This is a genomic window from Nonomuraea sp. NPDC050328, assembly GCF_044459405.1.
Lineage (GTDB): Bacteria > Actinomycetota > Actinomycetes > Streptosporangiales > Streptosporangiaceae > Nonomuraea.
Genome location: NZ_JBITIW010000001.1, coordinates 212,622 through 228,213 on the forward strand (window position 1 = coordinate 212,622; position 15,592 = coordinate 228,213).

General features: G+C 72.0%; 17 protein-coding genes. 6 read left to right on the forward strand and 11 right to left on the reverse strand.

Annotated features, from left to right (window positions below; all coding sequences use genetic code 11):
* Nucleotides 1–12: 12 nt before the first annotated feature.
* Genes ACIBG7_RS00940 through ACIBG7_RS00950 form a run of 3 tightly spaced genes read right to left on the reverse strand, consistent with a single transcriptional unit; the run spans nt 13 to nt 1,436 of the window.
* Complete coding sequence (locus ACIBG7_RS00940) at nt 13–258, reverse strand: hypothetical protein (protein WP_357917808.1); 246 nt, start codon at nt 256–258, stop codon at nt 13–15.
* Nucleotides 255–1,022, reverse strand: a complete 768-nt coding sequence (locus ACIBG7_RS00945) for a toxin glutamine deamidase domain-containing protein (RefSeq protein ID WP_397334755.1) — start codon at nt 1,020–1,022, stop codon at nt 255–257. The genes ACIBG7_RS00940 and ACIBG7_RS00945 overlap by 4 nt, the downstream gene beginning before the upstream one ends.
* A 51-nt stretch (nt 1,023–1,073) precedes the next feature.
* Nucleotides 1,074–1,436, reverse strand: coding sequence for a MerR family transcriptional regulator (locus tag ACIBG7_RS00950; protein WP_397334756.1), 363 nt, complete (start codon nt 1,434–1,436; stop codon nt 1,074–1,076).
* A 55-nt stretch (nt 1,437–1,491) separates the two neighbouring features.
* Between ACIBG7_RS00950 and ACIBG7_RS00955 the strand changes: the two genes are divergently transcribed.
* Nucleotides 1,492–2,697: an MFS transporter gene (locus tag ACIBG7_RS00955; protein WP_397334757.1), complete on the forward strand. Its 1,206-nt coding sequence runs from the start codon at nt 1,492–1,494 to the stop codon at nt 2,695–2,697.
* Here the strand turns inward: ACIBG7_RS00955 and ACIBG7_RS00960 are convergent.
* Nucleotides 2,663–4,069 (reverse strand): arylsulfatase, encoded by a 1,407-nt coding sequence (locus ACIBG7_RS00960; protein WP_397334758.1) that lies wholly within the window; start codon nt 4,067–4,069, stop codon nt 2,663–2,665. The two genes, ACIBG7_RS00955 and ACIBG7_RS00960, sit on opposite strands and share 35 nt — an antisense overlap.
* Nucleotides 4,070–4,129: 60 nt before the next feature.
* Complete coding sequence (locus ACIBG7_RS00965; RefSeq protein WP_357917794.1) at nt 4,130–5,122, reverse strand: LacI family DNA-binding transcriptional regulator; 993 nt, start codon at nt 5,120–5,122, stop codon at nt 4,130–4,132.
* Nucleotides 5,123–5,376: 254 nt separating this feature from the next.
* On the opposite strand from ACIBG7_RS00965, the gene ACIBG7_RS00970 reads away from it, so the two are divergent.
* The 3 genes from ACIBG7_RS00970 to ACIBG7_RS00980 are packed head-to-tail and all read left to right on the forward strand — an operon-like array spanning nt 5,377 to nt 8,308.
* The gene (locus ACIBG7_RS00970) at nt 5,377–6,630 is read left to right on the forward strand and encodes an ABC transporter substrate-binding protein (RefSeq protein WP_397334759.1); all 1,254 of its coding nucleotides are present in this window, start codon (nt 5,377–5,379) and stop codon (nt 6,628–6,630) included.
* Nucleotides 6,627–7,496: a carbohydrate ABC transporter permease gene (locus ACIBG7_RS00975; protein ID WP_397334760.1), complete on the forward strand. Its 870-nt coding sequence runs from the start codon at nt 6,627–6,629 to the stop codon at nt 7,494–7,496. The genes ACIBG7_RS00970 and ACIBG7_RS00975 overlap by 4 nt, the downstream gene beginning before the upstream one ends.
* The gene (locus ACIBG7_RS00980) at nt 7,493–8,308 is read left to right on the forward strand and encodes a carbohydrate ABC transporter permease (RefSeq protein ID WP_357917787.1); all 816 of its coding nucleotides are present in this window, start codon (nt 7,493–7,495) and stop codon (nt 8,306–8,308) included. The genes ACIBG7_RS00975 and ACIBG7_RS00980 overlap by 4 nt, the downstream gene beginning before the upstream one ends.
* Nucleotides 8,309–8,310: 2 nt before the next feature.
* Here the strand turns inward: ACIBG7_RS00980 and ACIBG7_RS00985 are convergent, their stop codons facing one another.
* From ACIBG7_RS00985 to rph, 3 genes are read right to left on the reverse strand one after another with little or no spacing between them, the layout of a single operon-like run.
* On the reverse strand, nt 8,311–9,960 hold the full coding sequence (locus ACIBG7_RS00985; RefSeq protein ID WP_397334761.1) for a molybdopterin-dependent oxidoreductase: 1,650 nt from the start codon (nt 9,958–9,960) through the stop codon (nt 8,311–8,313).
* A gap of 47 nt (nt 9,961–10,007) precedes the next feature.
* Nucleotides 10,008–10,598: an RdgB/HAM1 family non-canonical purine NTP pyrophosphatase gene (gene rdgB / locus ACIBG7_RS00990; RefSeq protein ID WP_357917781.1), complete on the reverse strand. Its 591-nt coding sequence runs from the start codon at nt 10,596–10,598 to the stop codon at nt 10,008–10,010.
* Nucleotides 10,598–11,314: a ribonuclease PH gene (rph, locus tag ACIBG7_RS00995; RefSeq protein WP_357917778.1), complete on the reverse strand. Its 717-nt coding sequence runs from the start codon at nt 11,312–11,314 to the stop codon at nt 10,598–10,600. The genes rdgB and rph overlap by 1 nt, the downstream gene beginning before the upstream one ends.
* Before the next feature lie 68 nt (nt 11,315–11,382).
* Here rph and ACIBG7_RS01000 point away from each other — a divergent pair, with 68 nt between their 5' ends.
* A complete protein-coding gene (locus ACIBG7_RS01000) occupies nt 11,383–12,621 on the forward strand; it encodes an MFS transporter (protein WP_397334762.1) in 1,239 nt (412 codons plus the stop codon).
* On the opposite strand, the gene ACIBG7_RS01005 is transcribed toward ACIBG7_RS01000, so the two are convergent.
* The 3 genes from ACIBG7_RS01005 to ACIBG7_RS01015 form a co-directional block, all read right to left on the reverse strand.
* Nucleotides 12,606–13,358 (reverse strand): MBL fold metallo-hydrolase, encoded by a 753-nt coding sequence (locus tag ACIBG7_RS01005; protein WP_357917772.1) that lies wholly within the window; start codon nt 13,356–13,358, stop codon nt 12,606–12,608. The genes ACIBG7_RS01000 and ACIBG7_RS01005 overlap by 16 nt on opposite strands.
* Nucleotides 13,355–14,179 carry a glutamate racemase gene (murI, locus tag ACIBG7_RS01010; protein ID WP_357917769.1) on the reverse strand — a complete coding sequence of 275 codons (825 nt, stop codon included), beginning with the start codon at nt 14,177–14,179 and terminating at the stop codon, nt 13,355–13,357. Before murI ends, ACIBG7_RS01005 begins: the two co-directional genes overlap by 4 nt.
* Nucleotides 14,180–14,262: 83 nt before the next feature.
* Nucleotides 14,263–15,057 carry a thioesterase family protein gene (locus ACIBG7_RS01015; RefSeq protein ID WP_357917767.1) on the reverse strand — a complete coding sequence of 265 codons (795 nt, stop codon included), beginning with the start codon at nt 15,055–15,057 and terminating at the stop codon, nt 14,263–14,265.
* Nucleotides 15,058–15,150: 93 nt separating this feature from the next.
* On the opposite strand from ACIBG7_RS01015, the gene ACIBG7_RS01020 reads away from it, so the two are divergent.
* Entirely contained in the window at nt 15,151–15,477 is a 327-nt protein-coding gene (locus ACIBG7_RS01020) for a hypothetical protein (protein ID WP_397334763.1), read from the forward strand.
* Nucleotides 15,478–15,592: the final 115 nt, after the last annotated feature.

The window sequence follows — 15,592 nt, forward strand, 5'->3', positions numbered from 1 at the left end:
CGCACCGCGAGATCAGCGGTGCGTCGGGCCGGGCCAGAGGGCGGCGACCGACTCGGGGTCCAGCAGCGGGCGGACCGCCACCTCCCCGGTCTGCCCGTCGATCACGATGCACCCGCCGCCGACCGTCCCGGGCGCCTCCTCCTGCCGCGCCCAGGCCACGTACCCCCCGGGAAAGGCGTGCACGCCGATGCCGAGCCGCTCCCGCCGCACGCCGTTGAAGTACTCCTCGGCCACCGCCCGGGCCTGGTCGAGCCTCATGCCGGCCGCCCGCCACGGTCGAGCACCGCGCAGAACACCTCGGCCACCGCCGGATAGGGCGCCTCGACGGCCATGTGCCCGCGTTGCGCGTCGATCCAGATCACCTCGCCGTGGTGGTTGACCGCGTTCCAGGCGTGCGTCCCGCCGGTCGCCCAGCGCCCGATCAGCACCGCTGCCGCGCCATGCCCGGCGGCGATCAGCCGCCGCACGATGTGCGGGTAGGTCTCGCGGCCCTCCCCCGCCACGGCCACCGGCACGCCGAGCCAGCGCGCCATCCGCTCGGCCGCGCCCGCCTCGCCGGTGAGCAGGGGCCGCCCGATCCGGTCGTACTCCGGCTGCCGAGGCGCGGCGACCGCCGGCTCCCCGTGCCAGGTGGAGACCACTGCGAGCGCGCAGTCGGCCGCGTTGCCGGCCCGGAAGGGGTCCCCGGCCGGGCCCTCGGCGTTGATCAGCCGGATCCACGTCCCGCGCGGGTCGGGGAAGCGCACGCCGTCCGGCACCGCTTCCGCGAGGTCCCGCTCGGCCTGCGGGTCCGGCCTGGCCAGCCCGCCCGCCACACCGTACGGCCGGCAGTCGGTCAGCCTGGGCGGGCGATCGGCCCGGTCGAACCAGTCGCCGTCCTCGCGCCCGGCGGTCGCCTCGGCGGCCTGATCGGTGGCCTGTTCTGCGGCCTGATCGGCGGCCAGCTCGTAGTCGCGCCAGCGCACCCCGTCGGCCACCACCGGGTTGTAGGTCCCGTCGCCAGGCCTGAGGTCGCGGAACACGCCCCCGATGGTAGAGCGGTCACCCGGGCCGGGAGGGCGACTCCGCCAAACTCACGCCTCGACCGCCCGCAGGTAGGCGTGGATCGCGTCGCGGTTGCGGCTGAGGCAGTCGATGCGCGCCTGGATCCGCTCGGCCTCGCCCCGCAGTTGCGCGGCCATCTCGGCGGTCAGGCAGTCGCGGTGCAGGACGACCTGGCCGGGCTGGTGCAGGAAGGGCAGGATGCGGCGGATGATCTCGGTGGTCAGGCCGGCGTCGAGCAGGCCGCGGATCTGCCGCACCCGATCGACCGACTCCTCGTCGTAGCTGCGGTAGCCGTTGCCGGCCCGCTCGGGGTGGAGCAGGTCCTGCTCCTCGTAGTAGCGGAGCATCCGGGTGGGCACTCCGGTGCGCCGGGCGAGCTCCCCGATCCTCATGTCCCCCTCCACGGCATTTGCCTTCACATTGATGTGAAGGTTTGACCATTGTCGCATGCCGCGACTCTCCGGCCTGCTGGCCCTGTTCACGGCGGCTTTCGCCGCGGTGCTGACCAAGCTGCTGCCCGCCGGGCTGCTGCCCGAGCTGTCGGGCGCGCTCGGCGTGCCGCAGGCCCGGGCCGGGCTGCTGGTCACCGGGTACGCCCTGGCCTCGGCCGTGGCGGCGATCCCGCTGACCGCCGCGTTGCGCGGGTTGCCGCGCCGTACCGTCCTGATGGCGGCGATCACCGCGTTCGCCGCGTTCAACGCGGTGAGCGCGCTGTCGTCCGGGTTCGTGCTCACGCTGGGCTCGCGGGTGCTGGCCGGGGTGGCCGACGGGGTGATGTGGTCGATGCTGGCCGGTTACGCCGCGCGGATGGTGCCCGAGGAGTGGCGCGGGCGGGCGATCGCCCTCGTGCTGGCCGGGATCACCGTCGCGATGTCCGTGGGCCTGCCGCTCGGCGCTGCGCTGGCCTCGGCGGTGGGCTGGCGGGCCGCCTTCGCGGCCCTGTCCGTCGTGGCCGTGCTTCTCCTGCTGTGGGTACGGCGAAGCGTCCCGCCCTTCCCCGGCGAGCCGGCCGCGCGGCGGATGCCGGTGCGGCGGGTCGCCGCCCTGCCCGGCGTGCGGGTCGTGCTGGCCACCACGCTCGTGGTGCTCCTCGGCCACCAGGCGGTCTACACCTACCTCGCCCCGCTGTCGGCCCGCGCCGGGCTGCCGCATGCCGGGGTGGCGCTGCTGGTGTTCGGGGCGGCGACGCCGGTCGGGATCTGGCTGGCGGGGCTGGTGAGCGACCGGCCCGGCCTGGGCGGACCGCGGGCGGTGCTGCTCGGCTGCCTGGCGGGGCTGGGCCTGGCCATGGCCGTGCTCGGGCTGCTCGGCGGCGGGGCGCTCGCCCTGCTGGCGGCGGTGGCGGTCTGGGGGTGCGCGTTCGGCGGGGCGCCGACCGCCCTGCAGACCTCGCTCGTCGCGTCGAGCGGGCCGGGCGGGGCGGAGGTCGCGACGGCCATGCAGGCGACCGTCTACAACCTCGGCATCGCGCTCGGCTCGCTCCTCGGCGGCCTCGTGCTGGCCGGGCCCGGCGCGGCCGCCCTGCCCTGGGCCGCGCTGCCCCTGTTCGTCCTCGCGCTCGCACTGGTCGGCGCCGGCCGTACCGAGCGAGTCGAGGACGCCGGCCCCGCGCAGGGCTTCACGGACGCCAGCCCCGGGGCAGGACGGGGGTGACCGGGCGGCCGGGGACCAGTTCGCCGTCGCGGACGAAGCCCTCGGGGCGGCCGGTGAGCCGCCCGGCGAGCCTGGCCCGCCAGGGCGCCGGGTCCCCGGCCTGGTCGTCGAGCTCGTACGGGTCGCGCTCCAGGTCGAAGAGCTGCTCCAGCCCGTCGGAGCTGCGCCAGACGTACTTGCGCCGCCCGTCGGTGAGCCAGTGCACGTTGCCCGCCTCGGCCATGACGTGCTCCACGTGCTCGCCGTGCAGCAGCTCCCGCTCCGGCCCGCTCAGCACGCTGCGCCCCTCGACCGAGGCGGGCACGGGCAGTCCGGCCGCCTCCAGCAGCGTCGGCATGACGTCCCGCAGCTCGGTCAGCCGGCGGTCCACCCCCGGCTCGATGCCCGGCCCGCCCAGGATGAACGGGATCCGGGCCGACCCCTCGTAGGGCAGCGACTTGCGGAACAGGTGGTGGTCGCCCATCAGCTCGCCGTGGTCGGAGGCGAACAGCACGACGGTGTCGTCCGCGCCCTCCTCCAGCGCGACCTCCAGGAGCCGGTTGACCTGGTGGTCGATGTGCGTCATGTGCCCGTAGTAGCCGGCCCGGGTCCGGTGCAGGCGGCCGGGCGGGAGTTCGAGGTAGGGCGAGGCCGGATCGTGCGGGTTGCCCGCCCGGCCCCACACCGTCCGGCTCCACTCCCCGACCGGCGGCGCGGGCATCTCCTTGGCGAGGTACTGCTCGAAGGCCCAGGCGGGCGGGTCGTAGGGCGGGTGCGGCCGGTGGTAGGAGGCGAACAGGAAGAACGGCCGGTCCCGCTCCCGCGTCCGGAGGAACTCGACCGCCCGCTGGGTGGTCCAGTTGGTCGGGTGCTGCCATTCCGGGCCGGGCCAGGGCCGGGCGACCGTGCTGTTGCAGTCGACGCCGTGCTCGGCGTAGTCGGCGTCGGCCCGGCCGCTCACCTGCCGCAGCCAGGGCACGTAGTCGTCGATCTCGGCCAGGTCGGCCGCGTTGCGCCGGGCGTGGTGCAGGTAGCCGTCGTGCAGCTCCACGCTCTCGAACCCGAGCGGGTGCCGCTCGGGGTAGACGTGCATCTTGCCGATCGCGTGGGTGCGGTACCCGGCCTTGGTGAACTCCCCGGCCAGCGTGGTGTCGTACTCCCACGCCACGCCGTCGCGGTAGCCGACGCGCCCGTGCGTCTCGGCGCGCTGCCCGGTCATCAGGGAGGCGCGCGCGGGCACGCAGGTCGGGTTGGCCGAGTAGGCGCGGGTGAAGCGGCGGGCGCCGGAGGCCCAGCGGTCGAGGAAGGGGGTCTCGACCACCGGGTGGCCCTCGATGGACAGGCAGTCGCCACGCCACTGGTCGGTGAAGATCACCAGGATGTTGGGGTGCATGCGAACGCTTTCTGCGTGGACACCACGCCCGGCCGCCGAGCTGCCGCGGCCGGTGCGGTGTCAGGCGGAGCCGCGGTGGACGAGGCTCCAGTTCCGGAAGATCACCCGGCCGGGTCCCGGTTCGGCCAGGCGCTCGAAGAGCGCGCCGGCCTCCACGGCGAAGTCGGTGCGGTCGGGTTCGACGAAGGTGAGGCCGGTGGCGCCGCTGTCGCGCACGCCGCCGACGGCGATGATGGCCAGGTCGTCCGGCACCCGCAGGCCGAGCCGCGCGGCGGCCCAGGAGGCGGCGATGCCGGCCGAGTCGCTCAGCGCGAACAGCGCCGTCGGCCGGTCGGGCCGGGTGAGCAGCTCGGTCGTCACCTCGTAGGCGCGTTCCCACGAGCCGTCGGTGTGCCGGACCAGGCGCTCGTCCACCTCGCCCAGCACCCCGGCGTAGGCCTCGAAGCGGATGGGGCGATAGCCCTCCTCCCGCTCGTACGGCCGGCGGCACAGCAGGGCGATGCGGCGGTGCCCGGCGGCCACGAGGTGCCGCACGGCCTGCTCGCAGGCCTCCTGCTCGTTGCTGCGCACCACGTCGATGCCGTCGGGCTCGATCTCGTTGCCGAAGACCAGCAGCGCCAGCCCCATCTCCACGAGCGGCGACAGGCTGGTCTGGTCGAAGTCGTTGCGGTGCCACAGGTCGACGGCGGCGCCGTCGGCGATGCGCCGGCCCAGGTGGGCCAGCCAGTCGCCCTGGACGAACATGGCGGTGGAGTAGCGGTGCCGCTGCGCCTCGGTCGCCAGGTCGTGGGCGAGGGCGGCGGCGAAGGGGGAACCGGGCCAGCGGGGCACGACGTAGACCTGTTCGGTCCGGCCACGCCGCAGGCCGCGGGCGGTGAAGCTGGGGGTGTAGCCGAGCTGCGCGGCGGCGTCCAGCACCCGTTGCCGGGTCTCCGGCCGGGCGCGGCTGGCGTCGCGGTCGTTGAGCACGTAGGAGACGGTCGCCACCGAGACGCCGGCGAGTTGTGCGACGTCGCGCACGGTGGCCTTGGGCGGCACATCACTCCTTCTCATCGCAGTTCATGATCTCAGGCCTCTGGGCACCATGCCGGAGATCTCCAGGAATCGGCTTCCGCAGGATTGTTAATCGTTTAACTGAGCCGGGTCAAGCGTCGTTATCAGAACGTTTAACCCATTAAGTCGATAGGAAATGTAGCATAGTTGCACGCCGCCTCGGCCCCGTGCTAGCGTCCCGCCTCACCGCGCGACGGCACCCGCGCCACCTCCAGGTTTCGGCCTTTCTCGCTCCTCGCTGGAAAGGCACCCCCATGAAGCTCCCCCTCCGCATCCTCGGCATGGCCGTCGGCGGCGCCCTGCTGGCCGCCTGCTCCGGCGCACCCGCCACCGAGCAGGGCGCGCGGAAGACCGTCACCGTCTACTGGAACAACGGCCACGGCTACGCCGCCTACCAGCAGGTCTTCGACGACTTCGCCAAGGCGCACGGCGTCGAGGTCAACCTGCAGAAGTTCGCCTGGCCCGACCTGCGCACCCGGCTGGCCGCCGACCTGGCCGCCGGCACCGTCCCCGACCTGGTCGAGGAGGGCTGGGGCGGGGTCAAGCAGTTCGCCGTCTCAGGCGACGTGCTGTCCCTGCAGCCCTTCGTGGACAAGGACGGCGCCGCCTCGGGCATCCCCGCCGACTGGCAGCCGGCCACCGTCGAGCGCAACTCGCACGAGGGCAAGCTCTACGGCGTCCAGCTCCACCTGACCGCCAACCTGCCCGTCTACAACACCGACCTGCTGGCCGCCGCCGGCGTCACCACCTTCCCCACCACCTGGGACGAGCTGGTCGAGGCGGCCAAGAAGCTCACCAAGGACGGCCAGTACGGCGTAGCCCTCGCCCCGGCCACCGACTACGCCACCAACTGGCTGCTCCAGAACGGCGTGAAGTACTACGACCCGCAGACCAAGCAGGTGCTCGCCCCCGCCGACAAGGCGATCGAGGCGCTGCAGTTCCTGGCCGACCTGGTCCACAAGCACAAGGTCGCCCCGGTCCCGACCGCCACCACCGACTACACCGAGCCGCAGAAGCTCTTCACCGCCGGCCGCGCGGCGATCATCTTCACCGGCCCGTGGGACATCAAACCCATCCGCGAGGCCGCCCCCGCCCTCAAGTTCGCCATCGCCCCCGCCCTGAAGCACGCCACCCAGGCCACCTACGCCGCCGGCGCCTCGATCTTCATCCCGGCCAAGGCCAAGAACCCCGACCTGGCCTGGGACCTGATCAAGCGGCTGACCGCCCTGGAGACCGAGCGGGCCGCCACCAAGGAGGCGGCGATGCTGATGCCGCGCAAGTCGTGGGTCCGGACGCCCGAGGTCGCCGCCGACCCGGTGATCAAGGGCTTCTCGGCCGGGCTCGGGTACGCCAGCGACTTCAGCGTGGACCTGCGCGCCACCGGCAAGGCCCCTGAGCTGGAGGAGCCGTTCAAGAAGCTCTACCAGAGCGTGCTGATCCAGAACGTGCCGGCCGCCGAGGCCTACGCCGAGTTCCAGACCGCCGCCAAGACCGTCCTCGGGTCATGACCGGCGGGCTCCAACGGCGCTACGCCCGCACCGCCCTGCTGTTCATCACGCCGGCGCTGGTCTTCTTCGCGCTCTTCTTCTACCTGCCGATCGGCAACGTGCTGGCCACCAGCACGATGACCGGCGTGCGGGCCGACCAGTTCGTCGGGCTCGGCAACTTCAGCCGCGCGCTGGCCGACCCGACGGTGCGCCACTCCTTCCTGGTCACCGTGGGCTTCACGCTCGGGGTGACCGTGGGGGCGGTGGTGCTGGGGCTCGCGCTGGCGTTGCTGCTCAACCAGAACCTGCGCGGGCGGGTGCTGTTCCGGGCGCTGCTGCTCGTGCCGCACCTCACCTCGGTCGTGGTGGTCGGGCTGATGTGGCGCAACATCCTCAACCCCAACTTCGGCATCCTCAACCGGCTGCTGGGTTCGCTGGGGCTGCCGGCGCAGAACTGGCTGACCGAGAGCCCGCTGCTGACGCTGATCGGGGTGCAACTCTGGTCGCAGACCGGGTACGTCATGGTCATCTTCCTGGCGGGGCTGCAGGGCATCCCGCAGATGTTCCACGAGGCGGCGCTGATCGACGGGGCCGGGGCCTGGCGGCGCTTCCGGCACGTGACGCTGCCGCTGCTCGCGCCGACCACGGTCTTCGTGTCGATCATGGCGGTGATCGGCGGGCTGCAGATGTTCGGGCTGCCGTACCTGATCACCGAGGGCGGGCCGGCCGGCGCGACCAACCTGTCCATCCTGCACGTCTACCGGGCCGCTTTCGACGAGCGGAACTTCGGCTACGCGAGCGCCATGTCCTTCCTGCTCCTGCTGGTGATCGTCGCGGTCACCGTCGTGCAGTTGCGGGCGGGCAAGAAGAAGGAGGTGACGCTGTGAGGCTCCCCGCCCGGCTGGCCGGCTACACGGTGCTGGTGGCCGTGGGCCTGGTCGCCCTCTTCCCGCTGCTCTACATGGTCTCGCTGTCGCTGCAGACGCAGGCCGAGACCATGCAGGGCACGCCGGTGCTGTGGCCGGCCGAGCCGCAGTGGCAGAACTACTCGACGATCTTCGACAAGGCGCCGTTCGGGCAGTTCATCCTCAACAGCCTGATCGTGGCCGGGACCATCTCGCTGGCGCACGTGCTGCTGGATCCGCTGGTCGGCTACGCCTTCGCCAAGTTCCGCTTCCCGTTCAAGGAGACGCTCTTCGTCGCGGTGCTCGGCACGATGATGATCCCGTTCTTCATCCGGATGATCCCGCTGTACGTGACGATGGCGAACCTGGGCTGGCTGGACACCTACCAGGGGCTGATCACCCCGTTCCTGATGGACGCCTTCGGGATCTTCCTGTGCCGGCAGTTCATCCAGCCCATCCCGGACGACCTGCTGCACGCCGCCCGCATCGACGGGGCCTCCGAGCTGCGGGTCTACGCCCAGGTGATCCTGCCGCAGCTCAAGCCGGCGCTCGCGGTGCTGGCGCTGTTCACCTTCGTGCACCAGTGGAACGAGTTCCTGTGGCCGCTGGTGGCGACCTCCACCCAGGAGATGCGGACCGTGCCGGTCGGCCTGACGCTGTTCGCCCAGGAGGAGTTCATCCTGTGGCACCTGACCGCCGCCGGGGCGGTGGTGCTGTTCATCCCGACGGCGGTGCTCTTCCTGTTCAGCCAGCGCTACTTCGTGCGCGGGATCACGCTGACCGGCCTCAAGTAGGGTCAGGCCAGCACGGACACCCGCACCGCGTGCCAGCCGGCCGCCCCGTCGGGCGCCGGTTCGGCCCGCTGCGGGGTCTGGGTGTAGCCCGTGGCGTCGGTGGCGCGCACCTCGATGGTGTGCGTCCCCGCCACGGCGTCCCAGTCGAGCTCCCACTGCCGCCAGGTGTCCGGGCCGGGCGTCGCGGCCAGGCGGGCCTGCTGCCAGGGGCCGCCGCCGATGCGCACCTCGACCGCCTCGACACCCTTGTGCTGGGCCCAGGCCACCCCGGCGATCTTCGTCCGGCCCTTGGGGAGCTGGGCGCCGTCGCGGGGCAGGTCGATGCGGGACTGGGTCTTGATCGGGCCACGCGCCGACCAGCCGCGGGGCGTCCAGTAGGCCTCGTCCCGGTCGAAGCGGGTCACCTTCACGTCCACCACCCACTTGGTGGCCGAGACGTAGCCGTACAGGCCGGGCACCACCTGGCGGACCGGGAAACCGTGCGTGACCGGCAGCACCTCGCCGTTCATGGCGACGGCGAACAACGCGTCGCGGCCGTCCAGCACCACGTCCAGCGGGGTGCCACAGGTCCAGCCGTCCTGGGAGGTGGACAGCAGCATGTCGGCCCCGGCGGCCACGCCCGCCTGGCGCAGCAGGTCGGCCATCGGGACGCCGAGCCACCGGGCGTTCCCGGCGTACGGCCCGCCCACCTCGTTGGACACGCAGGTCAGCGTGATGTCGGCCTCGGTCAGGGGGCGCTTGAGCAGGTCGTCGTAGGTCAGCTCGATCGGGCGGTCCACCAGGCCGTGGATGCGCAGCCGCCACTCGGCCGGGTCCACCCGGGGGACGATCAGCGCGGTGTCGACGCGGTAGAAGTCCTGGTTCGGGGTGACGAACGGGGTCAGGCCGGGCAGCTTGAGGTCCACGCCGGCCGGGAGCGGTCCTGCCGGGGAGGCGGCGGCGGGCAGGGTGAGGCTCCGCCGGGCGCTCTCCACGCCGTCGCCGGTCGACCAGGCCCGGCCCAGGGCCGCGCCCGCCCCGGCGACGACCACCGCGCCGCCCGCCCCGGTGAACAGCCGGCGCCGGTCGAAGCTGAGCTCCATCCCAGGTGCCCATTGCACCGGCGGCTGCTCGGCCGACTCAACCGCAGTGGTGGTGGTCGTCGTGGCCCGGCCGAGGAGCCACTTGAGCGTCCAGTAGCCGGCGAGCAAGCCGACCAGGGTGGGCAGCACGTCGAACTGCCCGGCGTCCGGACGGGTCAGGACGGCGGCGCCACCGGCCAGCCCGAGCAGGGCCAGGCCGGCTCCGCCGTACCAGAGCTTGCGACGGGCGAGGATCCCGAGCCCGGCGGCCACGGCCAGGAGCACCACGAAGACGCCCGCGACCAGCACCGGCTTGTCGTTCTCGCCGAAGGTGCGGATGGCCCAGTCCTTGACCGGCGCGGGCGCCGCGTCGACGAGCGCGTCCCCGACGGCGATGACCGGAAAGGCGGCCGGCGCGGTGAACCCGGCGACAAGCTGCGCGACGCCGAGCGCGACCAGCGCGGCACAGAGCCCGGCGAGCGCTCCAGCCCAGGCGGGAACGACAGCAGAGCCCAGGCCGGAACCGCCAGAAGAGCCCAGCCCGGGAACGCCGGACGAGCCCCGGCCGGAACCGTCAGAAGAGGTGTCCACGCTCCGAACGCTACGCCCGCCGGGCGACCGGGGTTCTTACGCACCCCTTACGGCGCGAGCACCTCGGCGACGATCGGCGACAACGCCCGGAAGGCCCGCCCCCGGTGACTGATCGCGTCCTTCTCGGCGGCGGTGAGCTCGGCGGTGGTCCGGCTCTCCCCCTCGGGCACGAAGATCGGGTCGTACCCGAACCCCCCGCTCCCCCGCGGCGCGAAGATGACCTCGCCCTCCAGCACCCCTTCGACCACCCGCTCCTCCCCGGAGGGCAGCGCGAGCGCGGCGGCGCAGACGAACCGGCCGCCCCGGTGCTCGGCGGCCACGTCGGAGATCTGCGCGAGCAGCAGGTCGAGGTTCCCCTGGTCGTCGCCGTGCTTGCCGGACCACCGGGCCGAGAAGACGCCCGGCATGCCGTTGAGCGCGTCGACGCAGAGCCCGGAGTCGTCGGCGACCGCCGGCAGCCCGGAGGCGCGCGCCACGGCATGCGCCTTGATCAGCGCGTTCTCGGCGAAGGTGAGCCCGGTCTCGGGAATGTCACCGATCTCGGGGAACTCCTCCAGGCCGACGATGTCGAACCCGGCCAGGATCCGCCGCAGCTCGGCGATCTTCCCGGCGTTGCGGGTGGCGAGCACGATCCGCATCAGCGCAGCGCCTCCTTCTGCTTCTCGGCGAGCTCGGCGCAGCCCAGCACGGCCAGGTCGAGCAACTGGTCGAGGGCCTTGCGGTCGAACGGCGCGCCCTCGGCGGTGCCCTGCACCTCGACGAAGGTGCCCGAGCCGGTCATCACGACGTTCATGTCCGTCTCGGCGGAGACGTCCTCGGTGTAGCACAGGTCGAGCATCGGCACCCCGCCGATGACGCCGACCGAGACCGCGGAGACCGAGTCGACGAGCGGGTCGCCGGGGGTCATCCGCCGCTTGCGCATCCAGGCGATGGCGTCGGCCAGCGCGACGTAGGCGCCGGTGATCGCGGCGGTGCGGGTGCCGCCGTCGGCCTGGAGCACGTCGCAGTCGAGGACGATGGAGTTTTCGCCCAGCTTCTTCAGGTCGACACAGGGCCGCAGCGAGCGGCCGATGAGCCGGGAGATCTCGTGGGTGCGCCCGCCGATGCGGCCCTTGACCGATTCGCGGTCGTTGCGGGTGTTGGTGGCCCGCGGCAGCATCGAATACTCCGCCGTCACCCAACCCAGGCCGCTACCCTTGCGCCAGCGCGGCACGCTGTCCTGGACGGACGCGGCGCACAGCACCTTGGTGCCGCCGAACTCCACCAGCACGGAGCCCTCTGCGTGCGCCAGCCAGTCACGCGTGATGGTGATCGGTCGGAGCTGGTCCGGGGTGCGCCCATCCTGTCGAGACATGCAGATCAGCCTATCTCCACGGCAGATCGGTCTTGACCGACCGGCATAATCACAGGGATCCTTACGCAATGACAACGGGGGTGTTGCGGAACCCCGATTTCCGCCTCTTCCTGACCTCCCACATATTGAACGAGACGGGAGCCAACGTGGCGAGGGTGGCCCTGCCGCTCGTCGCCGTGCTGTCACTCCACGCCTCCCCGTTGGAGGTCGGCCTCCTGGCCGCCGCGCAGAGCGTCGCGTATCTCTTACTCGGGCTGCCCGCGGGTGTCTGGGTGGACCGGGTGCGCCGCCGCCGGGTGCTGGTCGTCACCGACTCGGCCAGATTCGTGCTGCTCGCCCTGATCCCCCTGCTGTGGGCGGTGGGCGGGCTGAGCATGCTCGCCCTGTACGGCATAGCGCTCCTGGTCGGCTGCGCGCAGGTGCTCAACGACGTCGCCGACCAGACCTACCTGCCCGATCTCGTGCCGAAGGAGTCGCTCCCCGACGGCAACAGCAAGCTGCAGGTGGTCAGGAGCGTCGGCTTCGGCAGCGGCCCGACCATCGGCGGCGCCATCGTCCAGATCATCGGCGCCCCGCTGACCATGGCGGTCATCGCCCTTTCGGCGCTCGGCTCGGCCGTCGCGCTGACCCGGATCAAGGCGGCCGACCCGCTCCCGCAGCCCCGCAAGAGCCGCGGCCTGGCCCGCGACATCGGCGAGGGCGTCTCCTTCATCCTCCGCGAGCCGATCATGCGGGTGAACGTGCTCGTGCACACCGCCACCACGCTGTTCGTCAGCGGCGTGCTCGCGCTCGGCGTGCTCTTCCTGGCCGAGACCGTGCACCTGGCGCCGGGCGTCATCGGCCTGGTGCTGGTCGGCGGCGGCATCGGCGGCGTGCTGTCCGGGCTGCTCGGCCGCCGGCTCGTCGCCCGCTTCGGAGCCGCCCGGATCAGCTGGATCCCGTTGCTCGTCACCTCGCCGTTCGCGTTGCTGCTGCCGATGACCGAGGCCGACTGGCGGGTGAGCTTCTACCTGATCACCTCGGCCGTGATCACCTTCGGCATGACGTTGTTCGGCATCGGGGCCACCAGTTACCGGCAGAGCGTCACCCCGCCCCACCTGCTCGGCCGGGTCAACGCCGCCACCCAGTTCCTGACCTGGGGCATGGTGCCGCTGGGCGGGTTGCTGGGCGGGTTCCTGGCCACGCAGCTCAGCGTGCGAGGGGCGCTGTGGGTGCTGATGACCGGGAAGGTGCTGGCGGCGCTGCCCATCCTGTGGTCGCCGCTGGTGAAGATGCGCGACTTCGACGAGGCTCAGGTCAGGTCGTAGACCGCGCCGCTGACGGCCAGCTCGACCGGGCCGTCGTAGCCGCCTCGGGCGGCGTCCTCCAGGACGCGCTCGCGCGGGTGCCAGGGCACCAGGTGGGTGAGCACGAGCCGTTCGGCCCCGGCCGCGGCGGCGTGCTCGGCCGCCCACCGGCCGGTCAGGTGCAGGTCGGTCGGCAGGTCGGGGCGGTCCAGCATCGACGCCTCGCAGAGCATCAGATCGACCCCGTCGGCCAGCTTCACCAAAGCTTCGGAGCGTCCGGTGTCGCCGGAGTAGGCGATCGCCCGGCCGTCGTGGGCGACGCGGAAGCCGTACGCCTCGACGGGGTGGTTGACCAGGGCGGCGGTGACGGTGAAGGGACCGACGTAGAAGGAGCCGGGGGAGAGCGGGATGAAGTCGAAGGCGGTCTCCAGCCCGGGCTCGTCCGGCATGCCGTAGGCGGCGGCGAGCCGTTGCGGGGCGTCGGCGGGCGCGTAGACCGGCACCCGCGGGTACGGCGCGGCCGGCCCGTAGGTGCGGGCGACGTGGTAGCCGCACAGGTCGAGGCAGTGGTCGGCGTGCAGGTGCGACAGCATGATCGCATCCACGTCGTACAGGCCGATGTGCCGCTGGAGCGCTCCCAGCGAGCCGCTGCCGAAGTCGAGCAGGAGCCGGAAGCCGCCGGCTTCCAGCAGGTAACAGGACGCGGGGCTGTCGGGGCCCGGAAAACTGCCGGAGCAACCGACGATCGTCAATTTCATAGGGGCCTCCCGTTCGGAGTACTTCCCCCCACAGGTGCGAGTTCGACCGCTTCGATCTCCGGGCCGAGGAAGCGTCGCCCGAGCTGGGCGAAGAGAGCGGAGTCTCCGGTGGCGCGGAAGCGGTGCCGGGGGGTGGCGCCGGGTCCGGCCGCGAGGCCGCGGTCGTGCAGGATGCGGTAGACGTCCTTGGCGGTCTCGTCCGCGCTGGACACGAGCGTGAGCCCGTCGCCGGCGACGTAGGAGATGGCGCCGGTGAGCAGCGGGTAGTGCGTGCACCCCAGGATCAGGGTGTCGCACCCGGCGTCCCGGATGGGGTCCAGGTAGCCGCGGACCGCCTCGATGAGCTCCTCGCTCATTGTCTCGCCGCGCTCGACGTACTCCACCAGGCGTGGGGCGGCCACGCCGGTGAGGGCGACGTCGGGTGCGGCGGCGAAGGCGTCCTGGTAGGCCAGGGAGCTGATGGTGGCCTGGGTGGCGATCAACCCGACCCGGCCGTTCCTGGTGGCCCGTACGGCACGCCGCGTCGCCGGCTGGATGACCTCGACGACGGGCATGTCGTACCGTTCGCGCGCGTCCCGCAACACCGCCGAGCTGGCGCTGTTGCAGGCGATGACGAGCATCTTCACGTCCGACTCGACGAGGTGGTCCATCACCTCGAGGGCGTAGGCGCGCAACTCGGCGATCCGCTTGGGACCGTACGGGAAGTGCGCCGTGTCGGCCACGTAGGTGATGGACTCGTGGGGCAGCTGGTCGATGATCGCCCTGGCGACCGTCAGTCCGCCTACCCCGCTGTCGAAGATGCCGATGCTCCCCTGTGACACGCCTCCGACTGTAGGGGAGGTTCAGCGGCCGGTCAGCGTAAGAATCCTCACAACCATCAGGCGTTTCTGCACGTATAGGGAGGTCAGCCGCGACCCACGCGAGCCAGCTGGCGCGACTGGGCCACCAGTTTCCCGGTGGCGTCTCTGACCTCGACCTCCTCGTCGAACCAGCCGTCGGCGATCAGCCGGCCGCTGCCGGACAGGCTCAGCCAGCCCGGCGCGGGCAGGGCGCGCAGGTGCCAGGTGAGGTCGACGGTCGGCGCCCAGCCGCGCAGCCCGGCGGAGAAGACGACCGGCGGGAGCGCGTCGACGGCGAGGGCCAGCACGAACGGGTCGGGGTCCTGCGGCTCGGCCATCCGGAACCAGGCCCGCGACTCGGGGCGGCCGGTGGGCTCGCCGCGCAGCCAGCCGATGCTCGGCGGGTCGAACCGCAGGTCCATCTGGGCGTTGAGCGTCATGCCCGACTCGGGCTTGGGGTCGGGCAGCCGCAGGCACTCCTCGACCGGGGGCAGGGCCGGGCCGGCCGGTTCGGCGTAGACGACCTCCTGCTCGGCGGGCAGCGTCGCGCTGGTCACCAGGGCCTCGAGCTGGGTGACGCCGTCCTTGACCAGGCTGGCCCGGTGGAAGGCCGCGGTCCTGCCGGCCCGGAGCTGCTCCACGTGGACGCGGGCGGGTCCGGGCGTGGGCGCCTTGAGGAACTGGGTGGTGGTGCTCACCGGGTGCGCGTGCGGCGAGGCGTCGACCACGGCGCGCAGGAGCACGGCCATGAGGTAGCCGCCGTTCAGCGGGCCGCCGATCGAGTAGCCAGGGTCGAGGCAGACGTCGTAGGTGTGCTCGTCCACCCTGATCGCCTGGGTCGCTTCGTCGAACTTGGTCATCCCACACTCCCGAATTTTATTCTAGTAAAGACATACTCTACGGCATCGGGTCATCCACCTGTCTACCTGCGGAAACGTGGCACAGTCAGGCGCATGACGGGGGTCAAGGAGCTAATGGGGCAGTCGGTATGGGACGCGCACGGCGTCTGGGTGGGCCACATCGTGGACGTACGGGTCAAGCGGAGCCGGGACACCGGGCTGCAGAGCCACACCCTCATGGGACTGCTCGTCTCGGCCAACCGGGCGCCCTGGCTGCTGAGCGTCACCCCCGAGCCGGACGGGAGTTTCGGGTGGATCTCCCGGCTTGCGACGAAGGTCCTCTATGCGCGGTGCACCTACGTGCCGTGGGAGATCGTCGACGCCTACGGGGACGGAGAAGTGCACATCAAGGGCTCGCGCAAGGACCTCGAGCGCGTCTAGCGGACTGCAAGCAAAGGTAAAGCAACATCAGCTAACTTACGTGTGGTCGATAAGTCCACTTTGTGAGTTGAGTGATGTCTGCAACCAATCCCCCCGGTCACGGCCGGGACCATGA

Excerpts from the sequence above, each read along its gene's own strand:
- ACIBG7_RS01020 (WP_397334763.1), top strand. The coding sequence starts at position 15,151 with ATGACGGGGGTCAAGGAGCTAATGGGGCAGTCGGTATGGGACGCGCAC.
- ACIBG7_RS00965 (WP_357917794.1), bottom strand. The coding sequence starts at position 5,122 with ATGAGAAGGAGTGATGTGCCGCCCAAGGCCACCGTGCGCGACGTCGCA.
- ACIBG7_RS01005 (WP_357917772.1), bottom strand. The coding sequence starts at position 13,358 with ATGAAATTGACGATCGTCGGTTGCTCCGGCAGTTTTCCGGGCCCCGAC.
- ACIBG7_RS00970 (WP_397334759.1), top strand. The coding sequence starts at position 5,377 with ATGAAGCTCCCCCTCCGCATCCTCGGCATGGCCGTCGGCGGCGCCCTG.
- ACIBG7_RS00940 (WP_357917808.1), bottom strand. The coding sequence starts at position 258 with ATGAGGCTCGACCAGGCCCGGGCGGTGGCCGAGGAGTACTTCAACGGC.
- ACIBG7_RS00975 (WP_397334760.1), top strand. The coding sequence starts at position 6,627 with ATGACCGGCGGGCTCCAACGGCGCTACGCCCGCACCGCCCTGCTGTTC.
- ACIBG7_RS00960 (WP_397334758.1), bottom strand. The coding sequence starts at position 4,069 with ATGCACCCCAACATCCTGGTGATCTTCACCGACCAGTGGCGTGGCGAC.
- rph (WP_357917778.1), bottom strand. The coding sequence starts at position 11,314 with ATGTCTCGACAGGATGGGCGCACCCCGGACCAGCTCCGACCGATCACC.
- ACIBG7_RS01015 (WP_357917767.1), bottom strand. The coding sequence starts at position 15,057 with ATGACCAAGTTCGACGAAGCGACCCAGGCGATCAGGGTGGACGAGCAC.
- ACIBG7_RS00955 (WP_397334757.1), top strand. The coding sequence starts at position 1,492 with ATGCCGCGACTCTCCGGCCTGCTGGCCCTGTTCACGGCGGCTTTCGCC.
- rdgB (WP_357917781.1), bottom strand. The coding sequence starts at position 10,598 with ATGCGGATCGTGCTCGCCACCCGCAACGCCGGGAAGATCGCCGAGCTG.
- ACIBG7_RS01000 (WP_397334762.1), top strand. The coding sequence starts at position 11,383 with ATGACAACGGGGGTGTTGCGGAACCCCGATTTCCGCCTCTTCCTGACC.
- ACIBG7_RS00950 (WP_397334756.1), bottom strand. The coding sequence starts at position 1,436 with ATGAGGATCGGGGAGCTCGCCCGGCGCACCGGAGTGCCCACCCGGATG.